Origin of the sequence: Actinomyces sp. HMSC075C01, from assembly GCF_001812965.1 — a bacterium.
GTDB classification, from domain to species: domain Bacteria; phylum Actinomycetota; class Actinomycetes; order Actinomycetales; family Actinomycetaceae; genus Actinomyces; species Actinomyces acetigenes.
This window is the reverse complement of record NZ_KV811009.1, coordinates 1-20778: the sequence shown is the minus strand read 5'-3', so window position 1 is coordinate 20778 and position 20778 is coordinate 1. Positions and strand designations below refer to the sequence as shown.

General features: G+C 70.7%; 15 protein-coding genes and 2 rRNA genes. 3 read left to right on the top strand and 14 right to left on the bottom strand.

Translation table 11 applies throughout. From position 1 onward, the window contains the following. Positions 1 to 25: 25 nt before the first annotated feature. From HMPREF2883_RS08330 to HMPREF2883_RS08320, 3 genes are read right to left on the bottom strand one after another with little or no spacing between them, the layout of a single operon-like run. Positions 26 to 1492, bottom strand: a complete 1467-nt coding sequence (locus HMPREF2883_RS08330) for a serine/threonine-protein kinase (protein ID WP_070660964.1) — start codon at positions 1490 to 1492, stop codon at positions 26 to 28. Continuing rightward, positions 1492 to 3645, bottom strand: a complete 2154-nt coding sequence (locus tag HMPREF2883_RS08325; protein WP_070660962.1) for an FHA domain-containing protein — start codon at positions 3643 to 3645, stop codon at positions 1492 to 1494. Before HMPREF2883_RS08325 ends, HMPREF2883_RS08330 begins: the two co-directional genes overlap by 1 nt. A gap of 8 nt (positions 3646 to 3653) precedes the next feature. Then, positions 3654 to 4367, bottom strand: a complete 714-nt coding sequence (locus tag HMPREF2883_RS08320) for an FHA domain-containing protein (protein WP_176747183.1) — start codon at positions 4365 to 4367, stop codon at positions 3654 to 3656. Positions 4368 to 4464: 97 nt separating this feature from the next. On the opposite strand from HMPREF2883_RS08320, the gene HMPREF2883_RS08315 reads away from it, so the two are divergent. Then, a complete protein-coding gene (locus HMPREF2883_RS08315; protein ID WP_070660957.1) occupies positions 4465 to 5010 on the top strand; it encodes a hypothetical protein in 546 nt (181 codons plus the stop codon). A gap of 132 nt (positions 5011 to 5142) precedes the next feature. Here the strand turns inward: HMPREF2883_RS08315 and HMPREF2883_RS08310 are convergent, their stop codons facing one another. From HMPREF2883_RS08310 to metG, 7 genes are all read right to left on the bottom strand, one after another. Next, positions 5143 to 7053 carry an ABC-F family ATP-binding cassette domain-containing protein gene (locus tag HMPREF2883_RS08310; RefSeq protein WP_070660954.1) on the bottom strand — a complete coding sequence of 637 codons (1911 nt, stop codon included), beginning with the start codon at positions 7051 to 7053 and terminating at the stop codon, positions 5143 to 5145. Next, positions 7053 to 8039 carry a 4-(cytidine 5'-diphospho)-2-C-methyl-D-erythritol kinase gene (locus HMPREF2883_RS08305; RefSeq protein WP_070660951.1) on the bottom strand — a complete coding sequence of 329 codons (987 nt, stop codon included), beginning with the start codon at positions 8037 to 8039 and terminating at the stop codon, positions 7053 to 7055. The genes HMPREF2883_RS08310 and HMPREF2883_RS08305 overlap by 1 nt, the downstream gene beginning before the upstream one ends. Beyond that, positions 8036 to 9130 carry a 16S rRNA (adenine(1518)-N(6)/adenine(1519)-N(6))-dimethyltransferase RsmA gene (gene rsmA / locus HMPREF2883_RS08300; protein WP_070660948.1) on the bottom strand — a complete coding sequence of 365 codons (1095 nt, stop codon included), beginning with the start codon at positions 9128 to 9130 and terminating at the stop codon, positions 8036 to 8038. Before rsmA ends, HMPREF2883_RS08305 begins: the two co-directional genes overlap by 4 nt. 128 nt (positions 9131 to 9258) lie before the next feature. Continuing rightward, complete coding sequence (locus HMPREF2883_RS08295; protein WP_070660945.1) at positions 9259 to 10161, bottom strand: resuscitation-promoting factor; 903 nt, start codon at positions 10159 to 10161, stop codon at positions 9259 to 9261. A 200-nt stretch (positions 10162 to 10361) separates the two neighbouring features. Then, the gene (locus HMPREF2883_RS08290; RefSeq protein WP_070660942.1) at positions 10362 to 11366 is read right to left on the bottom strand and encodes a G5 domain-containing protein; all 1005 of its coding nucleotides are present in this window, start codon (positions 11364 to 11366) and stop codon (positions 10362 to 10364) included. A 319-nt stretch (positions 11367 to 11685) separates the two neighbouring features. Then, positions 11686 to 12612, bottom strand: coding sequence for a TatD family hydrolase (locus HMPREF2883_RS08285; protein ID WP_070660939.1), 927 nt, complete (start codon positions 12610 to 12612; stop codon positions 11686 to 11688). Positions 12613 to 12618: 6 nt separating this feature from the next. Then, the gene (metG, locus tag HMPREF2883_RS08280; protein ID WP_070660936.1) at positions 12619 to 14466 is read right to left on the bottom strand and encodes a methionine--tRNA ligase; all 1848 of its coding nucleotides are present in this window, start codon (positions 14464 to 14466) and stop codon (positions 12619 to 12621) included. Between the two features lie 258 nt (positions 14467 to 14724). On the opposite strand from metG, the gene HMPREF2883_RS08275 reads away from it, so the two are divergent. Then, the gene (locus HMPREF2883_RS08275; protein ID WP_070660933.1) at positions 14725 to 15792 is read left to right on the top strand and encodes a hypothetical protein; all 1068 of its coding nucleotides are present in this window, start codon (positions 14725 to 14727) and stop codon (positions 15790 to 15792) included. 134 nt (positions 15793 to 15926) lie between these two features. On the opposite strand, the gene HMPREF2883_RS08270 is transcribed toward HMPREF2883_RS08275, so the two are convergent. Together HMPREF2883_RS08270 and rsmI are read right to left on the bottom strand one after the other, a co-directional pair. Beyond that, positions 15927 to 16529, bottom strand: a complete 603-nt coding sequence (locus tag HMPREF2883_RS08270) for an isochorismatase family protein (protein ID WP_070660930.1) — start codon at positions 16527 to 16529, stop codon at positions 15927 to 15929. A gap of 44 nt (positions 16530 to 16573) precedes the next feature. Next, entirely contained in the window at positions 16574 to 17494 is a 921-nt protein-coding gene (gene rsmI / locus HMPREF2883_RS08265; protein WP_070660927.1) for a 16S rRNA (cytidine(1402)-2'-O)-methyltransferase, read from the bottom strand. Positions 17495 to 17547: 53 nt separating this feature from the next. Between rsmI and HMPREF2883_RS08260 the strand changes: the two genes are divergently transcribed. Next, positions 17548 to 19755, top strand: a complete 2208-nt coding sequence (locus HMPREF2883_RS08260; RefSeq protein ID WP_070660922.1) for a dolichyl-phosphate-mannose--protein mannosyltransferase — start codon at positions 17548 to 17550, stop codon at positions 19753 to 19755. A 549-nt stretch (positions 19756 to 20304) separates the two neighbouring features. Here the strand turns inward: HMPREF2883_RS08260 and rrf are convergent. Further along, positions 20305 to 20422, bottom strand: a 5S ribosomal RNA gene (gene rrf, locus HMPREF2883_RS08250). Between the two features lie 199 nt (positions 20423 to 20621). Then, positions 20622 to 20778: ribosomal RNA gene (locus HMPREF2883_RS08245) — 23S ribosomal RNA — on the bottom strand; the annotation flags it as partial.

The window sequence follows — 20778 nt, the reverse complement described above, 5'->3', positions numbered from 1 at the left end:
GGCGTGATCCCCTCGGGAGGTGGCCTCAGGGAGTGTCGACGCAGGCGGTCTTGGCCGGGGACGCCTTACCATCCGAGCGCACCGCGGTGACCTCCAGGCAGGTGCGCGCCGGCTGGGCGTCGACGACGACCTCGTTGGTGTGCACGGAGTCCAGCTCGGTCTCCTCATCGGGCAGCTTGACCCGGTAGAGGTAGCTGCCACTCCAGTTCGTCTCCGGCTCGCCCCAGGTGAACTTCACCGTGCCGTCGCCCTGCGCCTCGCCGACGATATCGCCGACCATGGGCACCGAGGCCTGCAGGGGGTTGGCGTCGGGCTGCGGGGCGATCGTGGCAATGGGATTGTTGGGCTTCTTGCGCTTGTCCTGGTTCTGGGAGACAACGATCGCGGCGACGACGGCGGCGATCATGGCCACGACGAGCAGCCCGGTCAGCACGGCCCGCATGCGGTTCGGGCGGCTCGGCTCACCTGCCTCCGAGTCCGACGACGAGCCGTTGTCCTCGCTGTCGGGCTCCACCCGCATGGCGATGTGCTCGCTGGTGACATCGACCTGGTTGAACACCCCCATCTTCGTGGCGGTGTCAGCTTCGTCGGGGTTGGGCCGCCGGGCTGACTTCGCGGCCTTGTCCGGCTCCTGGAACAGGTCGACAGTCGTGATCGGCAGGTCGAGCTCGGCCTGGACCTGCTGAAGCGCGCGGGCGAAGGCCAGTGCCGTTGGGTAGCGCGAGTCCGGGTTCTTGTCCATCGCCACCGACAGCACGCGGTGCAACGACGGCGGGGCGTCCTGACGCCCCAGCGGCGGCAGGGGGTCCTTGACGATACGGCGGGAGAGCTCGTAGACGTCCGGGATGCCGTCGGTCTCGAAGGGGCTGTGCCCCGTGAGCATCGCGAAGGTGGTCGCACCCAGGGAGTAGATGTCGGAAGCCGGATTGGCCGAGCGCATACCGACCAGCTGCTCGGGGGGAGCCCAGGGCACGCTCATCCCCCGCAGCTCCTCAGCCCCCTCCGGCCCACTCATGGCGGAGATGCCGAAGTCCGAGAGCACCGGACGACGGTACGTGGTGAACAGGATGTTGGCGGGCTTGATGTCCCGGTGGACGATGCCGGCCCGGTGAGCGGTCTCCACCGCTCCGGCGATCTGGATCGCCGTGGACAGGGTCTCAGCGACATTGAGGGGACCCTGGCGCAAGATGGCACCCAGCTGCGGCGGCGGGCAGTACTCCATGACCAGGAAGGGGTGGCCGTCGGCGGAGACGCCCGCGCCGTAAATGGACAGGATGGCCGGGTGGGAGGAGACCCGCGCCATGAGGTTCGCCTCCGACTCGAAGCGGGAGGCGGTCTTGTCCTCCACGTCAGCGTTCATGACCTTGACCGCGACCTCGCGGCGGGGCATGTGCTGCTCGAAGAGGTAGACCGTGGAGTAGCCTCCCGCTCCGAGTCTCTCCAGGTACGTGAACCCGGAGATGACCGGAGGCGGTCCCTTGTGATCCAGCATCAGGGGAGGTTCTCAAAGGCGAGGGTCTGACCATCGCCGAGGTCGAGGACGTCTCCGCTGCGCAGGAGCACCGGATTCGCCGAGGACAGGCGCACGGGCGCCTCGTTCTGGCGGTTGAGAACGGTGCCATTGCAGTTGCCCAGGTCCTGGGCCAGAACGCTCCACGCATCCAGGTCGATGAGGATGTGGTTGCGGGAGACGAGCTGGTTCGGGCTGGCGACGGTCAGCGGACGGAGGGGGACCTCCGCGACGCTGGTGATGTCGTCGGCCACAGGGTTGCGACCCACCAGGAGGGGACGGTTGAGCTCGATGCTCTCGCCGCCGGAGGTGACCACGCGCCCCAGAGGGGGGCAGGCCACCGACTTGGCCGGACGGTTGAGCTCAGCTCCGCAGACGCGGCACACGGTGTAGTTCGTGGGGTTGGGGTGGCCCTGGGGGCACACCGCCGACAGCACGATCCGGATGGCGTCGGGTTCGCTGGGAGAGCTCGCCGAGACCGGGGAGGCCGGGCTGGAGGGCCCGGTTCCCACGAGGGAGACGAGCTCGCCGACCAGGTCCTCGGGCAGGCCGTTGATGGTCTGTCCGTCGTGATCCCCGCGACCGAGCTCCGCGGTCGCCGGCTCGTCGCCGGAGGGCTGCACGGGCTCGACCACTGCGGCATCCGCGGCCGCGGATCCGGCAGACTCGGCAACCTCCGCCGACTGGCTCGGCTCCAGGGGGCCGAGCCCCTGGTTGAGCAGCTCAGCGCGCAGCTCCTGGGAGAGGTCCTCGGGCAGGCCGTTGATGGTCTGTCCGTCGTGGTCCCCGGAGCGTACGGGCTCTTCCTCGGCGTGCACCTGCGCGGCGGCCTCGGCAACAGCAGTGGCCTCCGCGACCACGGCAGCCTCGGCGGCCTCAACGGGCGCGAAGTCGGCCGGGGTCTGGACGACCTCGGTGACCTCAGCGGCAGCGTCCTTGATACCAGCAGCCTCAAGATCCTCGCTCGACGGGGGCGGAGGGGGCGGGATCATGGCCTCTGCCTCCTGAGCGGAGGGGATCGGCAGGGCCGGGATATCGAAGACGGGGGCGATCAGCAGATCCTCATCGGAGGCCTCCGGTGAGGACTGGGTAGCGGCCTGGGCAGCCTCAGGGGTCTGGGCGTCCAGGGTCGCGACGGGGGCCTCGGCCGACTCGGCCGACTCGGGCAGCTCGGGTGACGGCGTCACCTCAGTCGCCTCAGAGATGCCGGCCACGACGGCCAGCAGGTCGGCGGGTCCCTCGGAGTCGGCGTTCAGGGTCGACTCCTCAGAGGCGTCGGAGTCCTCCGACTGACCGACGGCGGCTTCAGCGGCCTCAGCACTCTCGAGGGACGCGGCGAGCTCGGCACCTTCGAGGGCCTGCTGCTCGGCGTTGTCCTGCGCGATCTCGATGAGGTCGTCGACGACGTCGGCGGAAGCCGCGGTCTCGGCAGGCGCCCCTTCAGACGAGTCGTCCTGCTCCGAGTGGTCCGACGAGGCGGACTGACGGCGCGAGGCGCGACGCGATGCCCGACGGGAGGACCGAGAGGTCCTCACGGCAGCAGCGGGGGTGCCGGCGGAACCGGCAGAAGCGGTGGAGTAGTCAGGACCAGCCGGGTCAGGGTCATCGTCGTCGGAGTCACCGGACCCCTTCGACGATGCACGGCTGGGGGACGGGGTCCCGCTCGACTTCTCCGATCCGCGCAGCACCAGGTGGCCGGTGCTCACGACGGCGTCGACCGCCGGGCGGCGCACCTGACCGGCGCCGTCGGGCGCGCTGACGATGACCGAGTTGGGGGCGGTCACCGTCGTCTCGAACCAGGTGGTGACCGCCGAGGCGTCCAGCGCCTTGCCGTCGACCTCCATCTGCGGGGCACCGCGCAGCGCCACGTGGAAGACGTCCTCGGGCGCCGAGACGGCGAGCACGAAGTCCGGGATCGCACCCAGACGTCCGCCCATTCCCATCACCAGCTCATCCAGGGCCCGCGTCAGCGAGGCCTCCTCACTGCGCAGCAGCCGCCACAGGCGCTCGGTGAGGTCCTGCGGCACCGACGGGGGCAGGATCATCACAGCATGTGGCGTGACCACGCCTGTCCACGAACCCTCGGTCCACCAGACCTCGTTGTTCGCGCTGCTGTTCGGGCTGTTTGTCATCATTTTTCTCCTCAACGGACGATACAGACACCGTCACCCAAGTATGCCTGCCGTCCCCGCTGCACGTACTCCGGTCGGCCGGGTGAGAGTCGGTGAACGCCTTCCTCGTCCTCGACGTGGGTGCCGTTCGTCGAACCCAGATCTGTGACGAGTACCCCATCCGAAGCGGGCACGAACAGGGCGTGCGTCTTGGACACGGAGTCCTCCGAACGGAGCACCGCAACGAGCTGAGCATCGGGGTGGGACTCGATCGGGGCCGGCCGACGCCCGAGAACAATCGGCCCCAGAACTGGGATTACTGAGCCCTCAACCACCAGGGAGCAGGTCGAGACCGAGGTCGGTCTAGCACTGAGAAGAACCGTACCGGCCAGTCGGTCGAACCAGGTGCGCTGTTCAGCACGCCAGAGTGAGAGAATCCACAACACTAGGGGGGCCAACCCTGCGGTTGCCACCAAAGACAGACCCAAAAATGCGACGTAAATCACCGCAGAGCGCCCAGGGGGGCCGTTCGTGTCCGCCACCCTCCGCAACCGGACCCCCGTCACCAGCCCGCCGGGTGTGGCGCCTGTCATCGCCATCATGGCAGTCATCACAGCAAGAAGCAGCACAACCGCCCCGACAGCGAATAAGATTCCACAGCAGCGCTCCGTGACGGCACACAGTGCGATGATGAGCCCCGCATCCACCAGTACGCGAACCACACGGCGGCGTGCGGATGCAGGCATAATTGTCGTATGTCGCTCTCGGGTCCTCATAGGACAGACATGGTAGGCGCCCAGCCCACTGCCTCGCAGTCGGACGAGGTCTCGGAAGGAACACACAGTGCAGATCGCGGTCACCCCTGATCCCCAGCGATGGGTGATCATCCCGCCCTTCCCACCTCCGGGGTGGGCGCGGGAGGAGGCCAGGCACCGCAGCGCCCACCTGGGAGTGACCGGACCGCAGTGGCGCTCCGAGCTGGAGTCCCTGCTCAACGAGCTGCAGGCCATGGAGCGCCAGGGACGCTTCGCCCGTCTCCTGCATATCGACGACGTCGCCCACCCGCCCTTCGTCATCGACCTCAGCCTGGAGATCGCCAAGGATGACGGCTCCAAGGAGGGACGCCGTGCCACCCAGCGCCAGCTCGTCGCCGCGCTCCTGCCCGAGGCCGAGCTGGTGCGCCTGCGACCGGGCCCGGACATGGTGGGGTTCTCAGCCTTCTATGAGTCCAACGGACCCACCCAGGGCGTCGTCGTCCTGAGGCTGGCGGGACTGCCCACGGTCCCGGTGGACCTGGTCATGCGCCTGTGGGGCGCCGCCGCCGAGGACATCGCCCCCAACTTGGATCATCTCGTCGAGCTGGCCCGCCAGGTCGCCCCCGTCGTCTGAGCGGCACGGACGGTCCGGGCGGTCGTGAGCAGTGACGCCGCCGCTCACCTCCCCGTTCCTGATCCCTCTCCCCGAACCCCACTCCCTCCCCACCGCTTCCAGCGATGAGGCCCAGGGCCGTGACGGCGCCTCTCAGGCCTCCAGCGCCTCCGCCGCCTCGAGCCACTGCTCCTCCAGATCGGCGTGGGTCGCCTCGGCGGCCACGAGCTCACGGCCGAGCTCGGCCAGCTCCCCCACCCGGTTCGGATCGGCCGAGACCTCCTCCATGCGCGCGTGCAGCGTGGCGAGCGACTGAGCCGCGCGCTCCATCTTCCGCTCGATGCGCCCCAAGGCCTTGCGGGCCTCGTGCCGGCGGGCCCCGCTGGAGGCGCTGCGCTCAGACGTGGGCTCAGCCGCCGCCCGCGTCGTCGCGGATGCCGCGGCGCCCGCTGAGGCTCTGGGGCTCCCGGCGCCGCCCATGGCCTCACGGCGCATCTGGAGGTACTGCTCGACTCCGCCGGGCAGGTCGCGCACGGTGCCGTCGCCCAGCAGCGCCACCTGGTGGTCGGTCACCCGTTCTAGGAGGTAGCGGTCGTGGGAGACGACCACGAGGGTGCCGGGGAAGGAGTCGAGGATGTCCTCGACGGCGGCCAGGGTGTCGGTGTCCAGGTCGTTGGTGGGCTCGTCGAGCAGGAGCACGTTGGGCTCGGTCATGAGCAGGCGCAGGAGCTGGAGCCGGCGGCGCTCCCCGCCGCTGACCTCCCCGACCCGGGTCCAGGCGCGCTGACGGGTGAAGCCCAGGCGCTCGACGAGCTGGGCCGCCGTCATCTCCTTGTCCCCGACGACGACCCTCTCCCCCACCATGGCCACGGCCTCGACAACGCGCAGGTCCGCGAGCGCGTCGAGCTCGTGAGTGGACTGGGACAGGGTGGCCACCTGAACGGTCTTGCCGCGGACGACGCGGCCGGCAGTGGGCTCCTGGACGCCTTCGAGCAGGCGCAGCAGGGTGGTCTTGCCGGCACCGTTGACGCCGACGACGCCGACCCGCTCACCGGGTGCGAGCCGCCAGGTGACCCGGCGCAGGACCTCCCGCTGGGTGGTCTCGCCGCTGTTGGTGGGCGGCCCGGGGTAGCGCACGGTGACGTCCTCGAGGTCGAGGACCTTCTTGCCCAGGCGGGCCGTGGCCATGGCGGTCAGGGCAACGGTGTCGCGCGGGGGCGGCACGTCGGCGATGAGGGCTTCTGCGGCCTCGATGCGGAAGCGGGGCTTGGAGGTGCGGGCGGGGGCGCCGCGGCGCAACCAGGCCAGCTCCTTGCGCAGGAGGTTCTCGCGCTTGACGGCGGCCACGGCGGCCTGGCGGGCGCGCTCGGCCCGAGCCAGGACGTAGGCGGCGTATCCGCCGTCGTAGGTCTCGATGCGGCCGGCCACCTGGGGGCGCCCGCCGCCGGGGTCGATGCCGGGGACGACCTCCCACACGTTGGTGCAGATGGCGTCCAGGAACCAGCGGTCGTGGGTGACGGTGACCAGGGCGCCGCAGGCTCGGCCGCCCGGGCCGTTGAAGCGGGCCCGCAGGTGGCGGGCGAGCCAGTCCACGCCCTCGACGTCGAGGTGGTTAGTGGGCTCGTCGAGGATGACGACGTCGGCGCGGCGGGTGAGGACCGCGGCCAGGGCGACACGGCGGCGCTGTCCCCCCGAGAGGGTGGCGACGTCGGCGGACAGGTCGAGGTCGGCGATGAGTCCGGAGTGGATGTCTCGCACGGCCGGATCGGAGGCCCACTCGTGCTCGGGGGCCTGGCCGTGGATGGCGGTGCGCACGGTGGCGCCCGGCGGCAGGTCGTCGGTCTGGCTGAGGACGACCACGCTCACGCCGCCGGTGCGGGTGACGCGGCCGCCGTCGGGCTCGCGCCGACCGGCCAGGGCCGCCAGGAAGGTGGACTTGCCTGCGCCGTTGGGGCCCAGGACGCCGACGCGGGTGCCGTCCTCCAACCCCAGGGTGACCTCGTCCAGGAGCAGGCGCGAGCCGACGGTCAGACGCAGGTTCTCCACGCCGAGCAGGTGCGCCATCAGCCCACCACCCGGGCGCCGGCCACGGGGGCGTCGGCGCGCAGGACGTCGGCGACCAGGCCCGAGGCCTTCAGTGCGCGCGAGACCCGTTGGGCGCTGCCGGGGTCCTCGACCAGGGCGGCGATGGTGGGGCCGGATCCGGAGACGATGGCGCGCAGGGCCCCGGCCTCCTCGGCCACGGCGATGACCTCGGCCAGCTCGGGGCGCAGGTCAAGAGCCGCGGCCTGGAGGTCGTTGTAGAGGGAGCCGGCCAGGGCGCGAGCGTCCCCGGCGCGCAGGGCGGCGGTGAGGGCCTCGGGCACGTCGTGTAAAGCGGGTTGCCCGCCGCCCGCCATCTCATCGAGGCGCCGGAAGACCGCCGGGGTGGACAGGCCCTCCTCAGCCAGGGCGAAGACCCAGTGGTAGACGCCCCGGGTCATGATCGGGGTGACCAGGTCACCGCGGCCGCTCCCGACGGCGGTGGCCCCGGTCAGGGGGAAGGGGACGTCGGCTCCCAGGCGGGCGGCCAGGGCGGAGAGCTCGGGCAGGGACAGGCCCGTGCCCCACAGGGCGTTGCAGGCCACGAGGGCGGCGGCGGCGTCGGCGGATCCCCCGGCCATCCCACCGGCGACGGGAACGCGCTTGCGCAGCAGGAGGTCGACGCCCTCGCTGACGCCGGTGGTCTGCGCCAGGAGCGTGGCGGCCCGCACGGCCAGGTTGGAGTCGTCCGCGGGGACGTCGGCGTCGGGCTCCTCGAGGGTGAGCGTGACGGTGCCGTGGTCCTGGGCGGACTGCCGGCGGGCGGTGACGGTCTCGATGAGGCGGACCGCCTGGAAGACCGTGGTGAGCGGGTGGTAGCCGTCGGGGCCGGGGGCGCCGACGGACAGGAAGAGGTTGACCTTGCCGGGGGCCTCGACGCGCACCGAGCTGGCCGAGCCGCTGCGGGGCGGCACGGTGGACTCGCGCGGACCAGTGGGGCCGTCGGGGACGGCACGCAGATGACTCATGACTGCTCCTGTGAGGTGGGAGGCGTCGGCGCAGCGGTCTCATCGACGGCGACGGGCTGCAGCACCTCGGCCAGGGCGGCGAAGGCGGTGATGTCGAGGGTCTCGCCGCGCCGCGTCGGGTCGATGCCGGCGGCGCGCAGGGCGGACTCGGCGGCGTCGGCCCCTCCGGCGAGCCTGGCCAGGGCCTTGCGCAGGGTCTTGCGGCGCTGCGCGAAGGCGGCGTCGACCACGGCGAAGACCTGCTCGCGGGTGGCGCGCGTGGCGGGGGGCCGGCGGCGCACGAGCTCGACGAGGGCGGAGTCGACGTTGGGCACGGGCCAGAAGACGCAGCGGGAGATGGTCAGGGTGCGGCGGGCCGCGGCGTACCAGGCGGCCTTGACACTGGGGACCCCGTAGGTCCGCGAGCCGGGTTCGGCGGCGAGGCGGTCGGCGACCTCGGCCTGGACCATGACGGTGACGCTCTCCAGGCTGGGCAGGGCCTCCAGCGCGGTGAGCAGGACGGGGACGGCCACGTTGTAGGGCAGGTTCGCCACGAGGCGGGTGGGAGCGGCTCCGGCCTCGCCCAGCGAGTCCGGGCCGGTGATGCTCAGTGCGTCGGCCTGGATGAGGGTCAGGCGGCCTGCGGCCTGCGGCATGCGGTCGGCGACGGTGACGGGCAGTGCCCGGGCCAGGGCGGGGTCGATCTCGACGGCGATCACTCGCGCCCCGGTCTCCAGGAGAGCCAGGGTCAGGGAGCCCAGGCCCGGCCCGATCTCCAGGACCGTGTCGTCGGGGCGAACGCCCGCGCTCCTGACGATGCGGCGCACTGTGCCGGCGTCGTGGACGAAGTTCTGTCCCAGTGCCTTGGTGGGGCGGATACCGAGCGCCTGGGACAGGCCGCGGACCTCGGTGGGGCCCAGGAGGCCGGCGGCCCGGGAGCCCGGGGAGGCGCCGTGATCCTGGGGATCCCGGGGTTCCTGACTGGCGTGCTCTGCACAGGCGGCGTCGGCGGGAGTCTCGGAGGTGGCCTCACAGGCTCCCGCAGGGTCGTGCCCGTCAGTGGGGGCTGCTCCTGCCGGGGGCACCTGTGAATCGGGGGCCGGCAACGTCATGGGGACACAGTAACCGGCACCCACCCTTTGTCACTGTGAGATATCTGGGAACATGCCGCACGCTCTCTGCATGATCGGGATGATCGAGACCCGGGGTGTGCGCGGCGCCCCGGTGCGGCTCGGGCCGCTCAGTGCAGGCCGAGCTTGTCGGCGCAGCCGGGCCACTGGCCCCAGCCGGACTGGGCCTGGAGCTTCTTGGCCATGGCGGTCTGGGTGGCGGCGTCGGCCTCGTGGGGGTAGCCGGTTCCGCCCAGGGCCTGCCAGGTCTCCAGGGTGAACTGATACATGCCGTAGAAGCCGTTACCGGTGTTGGCAGCCGGGTTGCCGCCGGACTCGCACTGGGCGAGCTTGGCCCACACATCGTCCCCGACCGAACCGTCATTCGTGCCGGCACTGCCGCCGGACGCCGAACCGCCGGCGGACTGCGAGGGCGCCTGAGCCTGGCCCTGTCCCTGGGACTGAGCCTGACTCTGCTCCTGGGACTGAGACTGATCCGGCTTGCTCTCCTGCTTCTTGGCCGTGCCGGTGCCCACCAGGACGACCTCATCGACCTTCTGGGTAACGACGACCTGGGCGACGGGGGTGCGGGAGACCTCCTTGCCGCCCACGGTGGTGACCTCGTAGGTGGTGCGCACGACGCCGTCGACACCAGCCGTGGCCACCTTGGTCTCGCCTTCGGACAGGTCGCCGTTCTCCTGCTGGACGGAGCCGTGGGGGTCGGTGGCGTCGACCGTCTCGGTGGTCACCTTCTGGGTGCTCGGCGTGACTGAGACCCGGCTACGACCACCTTCAGCACCCAGGCCATCGGTGCGCTGTGCGGCCGCCTCGGCACCGGAGGCCCGAGAGGGCTCCCCCGCGCGGACAGCGGCGTAGGCGGCCCCGGAGACCGCGACCGACAGGGCCAGGGCCGCCAGACCTGCGCGCAGCGCGATGCTGCGCATGCCGCGCCGTTCCTGGGCCGCCTCCTGCGGGGCCGGGGCCTGCGGCTCCTCCGGCAGGACGTGGGCGTGGGAACGAGCGAGGGGAGTCATGGGGGGGGACGTCCTTCCAGTCGACGGCGAGTGCCACGGTAGTGGAAACGTTACAGTGGCGACAATTAGCCACCTCACTCCCGTGTGACCTACCTCCCACAGCAATGGTGACGGCGCCAGTCTCACAGGGAGACGGGCGCCGTCGACGACGTTCCGGGTGCCGTGTGGGGCAAGAAGATACCCCGGGCGGGCCGCTTCGCTCAGTACCAGCCGACGGACTCGGAGTGGGCCCAGGCCGAGCAGGGGGAGCCGTAGCGGCCGGAGATGTAGTTCAGACCCCAGGTGATCTGGGTGGCGGGGTTGGTGGCCCAGTCGTCGGCGACCTCGCTCATCTTGGCGCCGGGCAGCGCCTGGGGGATGCCGTAGGCGCCCGAGGAGGCGTTCTCGGCCTGGTAGTTCCAGCCGGACTCGCGGGTCCACAGGCTCTCCAGGCAGGTGAACTCGGAGTCTCCCCAGCCGTGACTGGCCAGCATGGAGCGGGCAATGGCCTTGGCGCCGTCAGGGTCGGTCCCCGCGCTGGAGCTGGCCGCGGGCGCTGAAGTGGCGCTGTTCGAGCCCTCACCGCCCCCGTTGGACTGGGCGGTCTGCCCGTCACCGGCGGACTGGGCCTGCTGGGCGGCCTCCTGCTGGGCCTGCTGCTCCCCGGTGCCCACCAGGACGACCTCGTCCACCTTCTGGGTGACGACGACCTGGGCGACCGGGGTGCGGGAGACCTCCTTGCCGTCCTGGGTGGTGACCTCGTAGGTGGTGCGCACGAGCCCGTCAACGCCGGCGGTCTCAACCTTGGTCTCACCCTTGGGCAGGGAGTCGGTCTCCTTCTTCACCGTGCTGTGAACCTGCGGCTCGTCGACGGTGGTGGTGGAGGTCTGGGCACTGGCGATCTTGCCGGCACCGGCCTTCTGGGTGGCGGCGGCCTTGGCCTGTCCGTCCGACTCGCCGCCGATCAGCCCGAAGGAACCGCCCGAGGAGGAGCGCCCCTCGTCACCCCCTGCGGAGATGGCCGCGTAGGCGGCACCGGAGACCGCCAGGGAGAAGGCGGCTGCGGCGCCCCCCGCCTTGAAGAGCATGGGGGTCAGGGAGGTCTTGGCGGGCCCCTCGGCGCGACGACGTCCGCGGACGCCGGAGGCGGTCTGCCTCTTGGAGGCCAAGGAGCCAAGGCCGGCGAGTGTAGTACTCAGGGAGCTGGTCTGGGAGTGACGACCCACGATAGAACTTCCTTCGTTTTGACGACTGCGTGTCACCGTAACCGATGACCCAGGGACGTGCCAATGTACCTGCTCACACCCTGTGCGCTTGTGATGGAACCGTGCAGACAGGCCCTGATTCTCACCTGCCACCCACCTGGGACGCCCCTGGGTGAACGGTGTTAACCTGGGAGGTATCGTCCGGACAAAATCGGCCGCGCCGTCACCGCCGCGCACTCTTTTCCTCTTCCCGGGATTGCGGGCATCTCCCCGCAGGACGTCAGGGTCCATAGGTCTGAGCCCCGGGCGTCCCCCACCGGTCCTCGGCGGCCGACGGCGATCACCAACTCCCGTAGACCGCCTCGGTGGTGGCCTGCAGGCGGCGGCAGAGGTCTTCCTCACCCAGGCTCCGCTGCTCGGCCAGGAAGCGGACCGTGTCACCCAGCAGGTAGGAGGCGTTGGGGCGGCCGCGCCAGCGCTTGGGTGGGAGGTAGGGGGCGTCGGTCTCCACCAGGAGCAGCGCGTCGGGCAGGGCGGCGACCGCCTCCCGCAGGGAGTCGTTGGCCGGGTAGGTCAGCGGGCCCGCGATGGAGGCGTACCAGCCGTGCTCGGTGCAGGCGGCGGCCAGCTGCTGCCCACCCGAGAAGCAGTGGAAGACGGTGCGCTCGGGGGCGCCGTCGGCCTTGAGGACCTCCACGCAGGCGGCGTGCGCGTCACGGTCGTGGATCTGCAGGGGCAGGTCGAGCTCCTTGGCCAGGGCGATGTGCGCCCGGAAGGCCTCGCGCTGGGCGGCGGCCCCCTTTTCACCGGTGCGGAAGAAATCCAGGCCGCTCTCCCCGACGGCGACGACGACGTCGGCGTTCGCCCTGAGCGTCTCCTCCAGGCGGGCCATGACCGACTCGAGCGGCTCGCCGTGGTGTTCCTGGGCCCGCGGCTCGAGCCCGTCGGGACCGGTCTCGCGCACTCCGGCGTGGAGGACGGCCTCGTTGGGGTGCACGGCCAGGGCCACGCGCACTCCCGGCAGCTCGCGGGCCAGGGCCAGGCTCTCCTGCCAGGTGGTGGTCTCGCAGGCGGAGGTCACCACGCGGGTCACGCCCACGGCGGCGGCCCGCTCGACCAGCTCGGCGGCGCTCAGTGGCGCCTCGGAGCCGGGGCCGCCGGCGTCCGCCGCGACCGGCAGGTGCGTGTGGTTGTCGGTGACCGGGACCGCCAGGGGGGCGACGGCGTCGGCCGGCGGCCAGGAGCGGTCGCGCTTCCTCGAGCCCATGCGCCCTCAGGAACCGGTGACGTCGTCGGGCACGGAGCCGGCGTAGCGGGCCAGCTCGGCCTCGACGATCGACTCGTCCAGCTTGGTGAACACCGGGGCCGGCTTGGCCACGGGCGTGCCGACGGTGACGGGGTGGCGTCCCCAGGTGGGGGCGTCCTGGTAGTCGCCGGTGATGATCGGGTAGCCGGTGCGACCGTCGAAGGCCTCGGGCAGGTGGTCGGGGTCGAGCTCGTCGACCTCCTCGATGCGGGGCATCGGGGCGATCCGGCCGCTCCCGCCCAGGACCCGGTCGACGTCGTTGGCGGCGTGCGGCAGGAAGGGCGAGAGCATGAGGTTGAGGTCGGTGACCGCCTGGGCCAGCGTGTGCAGGACCGTGGCCAGGCGGGCCTGGGTGGCGGGGTCCTCACCCTTGAGCTTGAAGGGCTGGGTGTCGGCGACGTACTTGTTGGCCTCGCCGACCAGGCGCATCGCCTCCCCCAGGGCCGCCTTCTGGCGGTGCTGGGCGATGAGGTCGCCCACGGAGGTGAAGCCGGCCTCGACGGCGTCGAGCAGGGCGCGGTCGATGTCCTCCAGCTCGGCGGGCTCGGGGATCTGCCCGAAGCGCTTGTGGATCATGGAGGCGGTGCGGTTGACCAGGTTGCCCCAGCCGGCCACGAGCTCGCCGTTGGTGCGCCGCACGAACTCTGCCCAGGTGAAGTCCGCGTCCGCGGTCTCCGGGCCGGCCGCGCAGATGAAGTAGCGCAGGGCGTCGGCCTGGTAGCGCTGGAGGAAGTCGCGCACATAGATGACGATGCCGTGGGAGGAGGAGAACTTCTTGCCCTCCATGGTGAGGAACTCGCTGGAGACGACCTCGGTGGGCAGGTTGAGCGAGCCCAGGCGCCCGGGCTCGCCGCCGCGCTCCCCCTGGCCGTTGTAGCCCAGGAGCTCGGCGGGCCAGATCTGGGAGTGGAAGACGATGTTGTCCTTGCCCATGAAGTAGTAGGACAGGGCCTGGGGGTCGTTCCACCAGGCGCGCCACGCCTCGGGGTCGCCGCTGCGGCGCGCCCACTCCACGGAGGCGGACAGGTAGCCGATGACGGCGTCGAACCAGACGTAGAGGCGCTTGGTGGGCTGGTCCTCCCAGCCGGGCACCGGGATGCCCCAGTCGATGTCCCGGGTCATGGCGCGCGGGCGGATGTCCCCCAGGAGGTTCTGGGAGAACTTGATGACGTTGGGCCGCCAGGTGCCGGAGGCCTCGCGCTCGTCGAGCCAGGCGCCCAGGGCCTGGGCCAGGGCGGGCAGGTCCAGGAACCAGTGGGTGGTCTCCACGAACTCGGGGGTCTCGCCGTTGATCCGCGAGCGCGGGCTGATGAGGTCGGTGGGGTCGAGCTGGTTGCCGCAGGTGTCGCACTGGTCCCCGCGGGCCCCCTCGGCGCCGCAGATCGGGCAGGTGCCCTCGATGTAGCGGTCGGGCAGGGTGCGCCCGGTGGAGGGGGAGATCGCAGAGCGGGTCACCTGCTGGACCATGTAGCCGTTGTCCCGCACGGTGGTGAACATGTCCTGGACCACGTGGTAGTGGTTGCCGGCAGTGGTGCGGGTGAACAGGTCGTAGGACAGGCCCAGGGCCACGAGGTCCTCGACGATGAGCCGGTTGTTGCGGTCGGCGAGCTCACGGGCGCTGAGGCCCTCCTCGTCGGCGGCGACGAGGATCGGGGTGCCGTGCTCATCAGTGCCCGAGACCATGAGGACGTCATGACCGGCCATGCGCATGTAGCGCGAGAAGACGTCAGAGGGAACACCGAAGCCGGCGACGTGGCCGATGTGACGCGGGCCGTTGGCGTACGGCCAGGCGACTGCGGACAGGATGTGGGTCATGGAGGTCAGCCTATCGGGTTCCCGGCCGATTCAGTTCACGGCCACAGATTTGGTCCACGGCCTGCGAGGCACCGCCACCTGCCGGTAGTCTATCCGAGTCGTGCGGCTCCCGCCCGGTAATTGTTCCGACATATCGACGCCTCCTGTGAGGCCTCGGGTGCGCTGCGAGCTTCCAGCCTCGCGTTGCTGCCGTGCACGCCGTCATGACGTGTTCCCACGCGCCTCTCACACGGACACGATGGACCAGAAAGGCCAGCTATGTCCCAGTACCCCGGCTCCCAGTACCCAGCGAGCTCAGCAGGCTGGTCGGCCAACGGCTATGACCCGGCTCTTGCCGGCGGTCAGCCTCAGCCTTCGCAGTACCCGCCGGCCGCACCGTTCCAGACGCCTCAGGGCGGTTACTCAGGTGCCGCGAGCCAGCCGGCGGCGTCCAGGAGCCTGGCCGCCCCGACAGCCTTGGCGGTGGCCGGCCTGGCCATTCTCCTGATCGCCATCATCGGCGGAATCGGCTCGGCGGTCACCCGCAGCCAGTTCAACGCCACCATCACCGACCTGCCGGATGACCAGGCCGCCACGGTGAAGCTGGACAAGGGCAGCACCTACGGGCTGTTCTACAGCGACGGCGACGACGCGCCGGAGTGCTCAGTGGCCTCTCCCGATGGCGACGACGTCGACACGAAGTCCAGCTCGTCGTCCACGAAGGTCAAGGGCGGCAAGCTCTTCTCGACCTTCTCCTCCCAGAAGTCGGGCGCCTACACCGTTGACTGCAACAACACTGCGGGAGTCTCCATGGGTGAGATCATCGCCCCCTCGTCGGGGAAGGCCACCTTGATGTCGATGTTCGGGGTCGTCGGCACGATCATCATGGCGGTCGTGGGTCTGGTGATGGGCGCCGGCGGCATGGCCTGGCGCTCCAAGCTGGCCGCCGCCGGTACCGCTCCGACTGCGGCGGGTGAGGCGTTCAGCCCGATGTCCGGCGCGGCGCCCGGGACCCCGACCGTCTACACCCAGGGGGCCTGGCAGTCCGACCAGCAGCCGCAGGCGGCGCAGTACGCCCAGCAGCCCCAGTACCAGCAGCCCGAGCCGGCCCCCCAGCAGGCCCCCTATGCAGCTTCGGCCGCGGGGGCTGGAGCCCAGCCCCAGTACTCGCAGGTGGCCCCGACTGCCCAGTTCGGTTGGACGGGTCAGCAACCGGCGCAGCAGCAGGCTCAGTCCGCGCAGCCCTCGGTCTTCACTCAGCCTGTGCAGCAGGGCCAGCAGGGCCAGTACAACCCGCAGGCGCAGCCCGGCCCGTACCAGCAGCCCGGTGGCTGGCCGGCCCAGTAACCCGTCTCAGGCAACGCATGGGTGCCCTCGCCGAGGCAATCGGCGAGGGCACCCATGGTGTTCGGGGGCGACTGGGGCCGCAACCCTGGTGAGCAGCCTGGCGACCGGCCCCGGTGACCGGTGCGGGCAGTCCTTCAGTGGGAGGGGGCCAGCTCGATGCCGGCGGCGCTCATGTCGGCGCGGGCGACGCGTCCCAGCTCGGGGCTGACCGGTTCGGTCAGATCGGTCAGGACCCGCACCCGGTAGCCCTGTCGGACCGCGTCCAGGGCGGTGTCCTTGACGCAGTGGGACTCGGCCAGGCCGACGACGTCGACGGCCTCGATACGGGCGGCGCTCAGGATGTCCGCCAGGGTGCGCCCGTCCTCGTCCACGCCCTCGAAGCCGGAGTAGGCGGCGGCGTACTGGCCCTTCTTCACGGCGGCGTCGGCCTCGAGTCCGTTCAGGGCGGGGTGGAGCTGGGCCTCGGCGGAGTCGGCCACGCCGTGAACGGGCCAGGTGTCGATGAAGTCGGGTTCGCTGGAGAAGTGCTCTCCAGGGTCGATGTGCCAGTCCTGGGTGGTGACCACCAGGTCGTAGTCCTCCCGGTGGGAGGACAGGTAGGCGGCGATGCGCTCGGCGACGGCGTTGCCGCCGGCCACCGCCAGGGCGCCTCCCTCGCAGAAGGTGGGCTGGACGTCGACGATGATGAGGGCCCGGCGAGCGGGGGCCTGGGAACCGGTGCGGTGCTCGGTGTTCATGACCCGACCATAGCGGGTTCGGCCCCGCCAGGAGCCCGGTCGGCTCAGCCTTTGGTGTCACGCAGCTCCAGGGCCGCACGGTAGACCTCGTTGGGGCGCAGACCGCCCTCGCCTGCCGCCTGGGCCGCGGCCGCCTTGAGGCGCATACCGGCCTCGGCCAGCGCCAGGGCCTTGTGCGCGGCGGCCTCAGGACTGGCGACGAGGGGCTCGGCTCCGGCGACGACGAGGACCACCTCCCCCAGGACGCCGTCGGCCGTGGCCCGGGTCAGCTCCGCCAGGGAGCCCCGCAGCACCTGCTCATGAGTCTTGGTCAGCTCCCGGCACAGTGCCGCGGGGCGGTCGTCACCGAGGACCTCAGCCATGGCGGTCAGGGAGTCGTGGACGCGGCGGGGGGACTCCAGGAAGATCATGGTGCGCTCCTGGCTGGCCAGGGACTCCAGGGCCCGGCGCCGCTCCCCCGGCTTGCGCGGCAGGAACCCCTCGAAGCAGAAGCGGTCGGAGGCCAGCCCGGACAGGGCCAGAGCGGTCAGCACTGCCGAGGGGCCCGGTGCAACGGTGACGGGCACCTGCTCGTGCACCGCCGCCTGGACGAGCCGGTACCCGGGGTCGGAGACCGAGGGCATACCGGCGTCGGAGACCACCAGGACGCGCAGGCCGGCGCGGGCGGCCTCGAGCAGCTCGGGGGCGCGCTCGCGCTCATTGTGCTCGTGGAAGGCGATGACGCGCCCACCGACCTCGACGTCGAGGCGCTGGGCCAGGGCCCGCAGCCGGCGGGTGTCCTCGGCGGCGATGAGGTCGGCCTGCTCCAGGGCGCGACGCAGCCGCAGGGAGGCGTCGGAGACGTTGCCGATCGGGGTGGCGGCCAGGGTGATCGTCCCGCCGCGCAGGTCCGGGCTGTGGGCGGCGGGGGCATCGACGGGATCGACGTCGGCGGCGGCAGGTGGGGGCGGGCTGCTCTCAGTCATAGGACACAGTATGTCGGTGCGCCCTCGATGAAGCCTCCGCCTACACTCGGGGTGTGACGACTCCGAGCGCGCTGTCTCCCGAACAGTCCCCCGAACAGGCCCCAGAGCAGTCCCCAGAGCAGTCCCGCGACGGTTCCCCCGACCCGGACGCGGAGCAGGAACGAGCACAGGAAGCCGCCCCGGCGCGGGACGAGGCCACGGGCCCCGCGCCGGTCGAGGTCGCCGTCGCCGAGCCGGTCATCGCCGAACGCGACACCGAGCCCGCCGCCGAGCGCACCGAGGCCGAGCTGCGCACCATGCTCGGGCTGGGCCCGGTGGGTGCCGTGATGCCCCTCGACGTGAGGGCCCGCGGGTGGATCGTCACCGGCGTCGTCGGCGTCATCGCAGCCCTGCTGCGCCTCATCGGACTGAACCACCCCAAGACGCTCATGTTCGATGAGATCTACTACGTCAAGGACGCCTACTCCCTGTGGCACCTGGGCTATGAGGGGAGCTGGGCGACCAACTCCGATGCGGCCTTCGCCAACGGGGACTTCTCCGGGCTGTCCACCGAGGCCGCCTACGTCGTCCACCCTCAGCTGGGCAAGTGGCTCATCGGCGCCGGCATGGAGATCTTCGGGCCGGCGTCCCCCTTCGGGTGGCGGTTCATGCCTGCCGTCGCCGGAGTCCTCACGGTGATGCTGCTGGCGCGCCTGACGATGCGCCTGACGCGCTCACCGCTGCTGGCGGGCCTGGCCGGACTGCTCCTGGCGATCGACGGCGTGGCCTTGACCGAGTCCCGCATCGGGCTGCTGGACGTGTTCATCGGTTTCTTCGCCACCTTGTCTCTGTACTGCCTGGTCCGCGACCGGGAGTGGTCGCGGACGAGACTGGCCCGCAGGATGGCGGGGACCACGCCCGGGGCGCGCGCCCCGCACGCCACCATCCGCCCCTGGCTGCTGGCCGCGAGCATCGCGCTGGGGCTGACCTGCTCCATCAAGTGGTCAGGGCTCTACCTCGTCGCGGTATCCGGCATCGCCGTCGTCACCTGGGACACTCTGGCGCTACGGCGAGTGCGCGCACGGGCCTGGTTCCTGGAGGGGACGGTCGCCCAGGGCGTGAGCGACTTCCTGCAAGCGATTCCGATAGTCATCGTGGTCTACGTCGGCTGCTGGTGGTCCTGGTTCACCCACCCGGGTGCCTTCAAGCACGGCTGGACGGCCGAGCAGATCAAACAGGGGCTGCCGGTTCCCGCCCCCTGGCTGTCCGGTTACGTCGACAACTCGGTGTTCGAGAAGATCAACGACTTCATCGCCTACCACCAGCAGATGTACGAGTTCCACGTGGGCCTGGACGCCCCGCACACGTACCAGTCGAAGCCCTCGGGCTGGCTGCTGCAGACCCGACCGACCTCCTTCTTCTGGGAGGACAAGGCTCAGGTGCCGCAGACCTGCGGGGGCGGGGACTGCATTCAGGCCATCACCTCGATCGGGAACATCGTCATCTGGTGGTCCGCCGTGGTGGCGCTGGTGGCCGTGATCATCATCGGGGTGAAGAACCGCGACTGGCGGGCCTGGGTGCCTCTCATCGGCTACCTGGGCCTGTATGTGCCCTGGTTCCAGTACCGGGATCGCACCATCTTCACCTTCTACACAGTGGCCTTCGTGCCCTGCGTCGTGCTCGTCCTCGTGCTGGCGCTGGGCATGGCGTCCGGACTGCTGCCACCGCTGCCGGGCTCGGCGAGCGCCGACACCCAGATGGTGGCCCTCCTCAGGCGGCAGATCGGCCCGGGTATCCGACCGTGGCGCGGCATGGGCGCCAGGTTCCTGGGTTTCGGCCCGCAGTTCGCGCGCACACCCGTGTGGACGCCGCCAGTGGAGGAGACCGACCCCGGGATCTACCGCATCAACCCAACCCTGGTCGACGGCGACGACCTCGAGCCCGGCGCCCCCTTCAGCGACCCGCGGACCGATGCGGCCCTGGCGCGCAACTACGACGAGATGACCGGCTACCCGACCCCGTCGACATCCGGGGACGCCACCAAGCCGGCGTGGTCCGACGGCGGCGTGCCACGGCTGGCTGACCGGCGCCGCCCGTGGGCCTCCTTGGCGAGGTGGACGATGGCCCCCACGTGGCAGATCCGCACCGAGGGCATCGGCCTCATCATCGCGGTCACGCTCCTGGCCTGTGCGGCCGCAGCCTTCTGGTGGCCGATCTGGACCGGGCAGACGGTCTCACGCTCCTTCTGGGTCTCGCACATGTTCCTGTCGTCCTGGATTTGAGTCGCCCGGGCCCCCGGCGACGACGGTGATGTGCTGCTCGCCGCCGGGGTGCTCCAGCTCGTCGACGACGGCGAGCGCCAGGTGTTCGGGGGTTGATTCGTCAGTTCCAGGAGTGCCGGGATCGGTGGGCGAGTTCAGCACCGCTGCGCCCCCGATGATGAGCACGGCCCGTCGGCTCCTGGGGCGGACTGCGGGACGGACGGTGTCAGTTCGGGCCAAGTCGCTCCCGGACCCCGCGGGCAAGCGCAGTGCGACGACGGTGCCACTCACAGTCTCTTTCGTGAGGCCGGCGATCTCGCCTTGGGTAGCCTTTCGTGAGGCCCGCCGTGCTCTCGCCGACGGCCACGCGCAGCAGGTGCGAGGCGACGCCGAGCGCAGCCCCTTTCGCTGGCCCCTTGTGCTGACTGTGTGGACCAGGCATGAGCTCCGGACGGGCGGCCGTACCGTTTCTTGACGATCGAGGTGAGACGAGCGCCCCACAGAAACAGATTCAGCCCCAGGGGGTGCTCCGTCACGGAGTCCCCTCGGGGGCTGAACCAGTTAGCTTGTGCTCGGTGGTGTCCTACTCTCCCACACCCTGGCGGGTGCAGTACCATCGGCGCTGTCAGGCTTAGCTTCCGGGTTCGGAATGGATGCCGGGCGTCTCCCTGCCGCTATGACCACCGAGACGACTACACGGGCAGTGCACAATACGCTGTCGTCTGTGTTGGACGCTATCAAATTATCCGACTCCAGCCGCCCACCCACACCACACACGACGCGCGTGTGTGGCCTGGTGGCTGGGTTGGGTGTGGACCGTATAGTGGACGCTACTACGCTTCTTAACTGTGCTCGCCCCGCTGGTTTCACCTGATGGTGTGGGGGTTGTTGTTGTTTGTATCGGCTTATTAGTACCAGTCAGCTCTCTAAACCGTTACCAGTCTTCCACTCCTGGCCTATCAACCCAGTCATCTACTGGGAGCCTACCAAAAAGGACAAGTCCTTCTTGTGGAGACCTCATCTTGAAGATGGTTTCCCGCTTAG

Excerpts from the sequence above, each read along its gene's own strand:
- HMPREF2883_RS08275 (WP_070660933.1), top strand. The coding sequence starts at position 14,725 with ATGTCCCAGTACCCCGGCTCCCAGTACCCAGCGAGCTCAGCAGGCTGG.
- HMPREF2883_RS08295 (WP_070660945.1), bottom strand. The coding sequence starts at position 10,161 with ATGACTCCCCTCGCTCGTTCCCACGCCCACGTCCTGCCGGAGGAGCCG.
- HMPREF2883_RS08285 (WP_070660939.1), bottom strand. The coding sequence starts at position 12,612 with ATGGGCTCGAGGAAGCGCGACCGCTCCTGGCCGCCGGCCGACGCCGTC.
- metG (WP_070660936.1), bottom strand. The coding sequence starts at position 14,466 with ATGACCCACATCCTGTCCGCAGTCGCCTGGCCGTACGCCAACGGCCCG.
- HMPREF2883_RS08310 (WP_070660954.1), bottom strand. The coding sequence starts at position 7,053 with ATGGCGCACCTGCTCGGCGTGGAGAACCTGCGTCTGACCGTCGGCTCG.
- HMPREF2883_RS08320 (WP_176747183.1), bottom strand. The coding sequence starts at position 4,367 with ATGCCTGCATCCGCACGCCGCCGTGTGGTTCGCGTACTGGTGGATGCG.
- HMPREF2883_RS08270 (WP_070660930.1), bottom strand. The coding sequence starts at position 16,529 with ATGAACACCGAGCACCGCACCGGTTCCCAGGCCCCCGCTCGCCGGGCC.
- rsmA (WP_070660948.1), bottom strand. The coding sequence starts at position 9,130 with ATGACGTTGCCGGCCCCCGATTCACAGGTGCCCCCGGCAGGAGCAGCC.
- HMPREF2883_RS08325 (WP_070660962.1), bottom strand. The coding sequence starts at position 3,645 with ATGATGACAAACAGCCCGAACAGCAGCGCGAACAACGAGGTCTGGTGG.
- rsmI (WP_070660927.1), bottom strand. The coding sequence starts at position 17,494 with ATGACTGAGAGCAGCCCGCCCCCACCTGCCGCCGCCGACGTCGATCCC.
- HMPREF2883_RS08330 (WP_070660964.1), bottom strand. The coding sequence starts at position 1,492 with ATGCTGGATCACAAGGGACCGCCTCCGGTCATCTCCGGGTTCACGTAC.
- HMPREF2883_RS08305 (WP_070660951.1), bottom strand. The coding sequence starts at position 8,039 with ATGAGTCATCTGCGTGCCGTCCCCGACGGCCCCACTGGTCCGCGCGAG.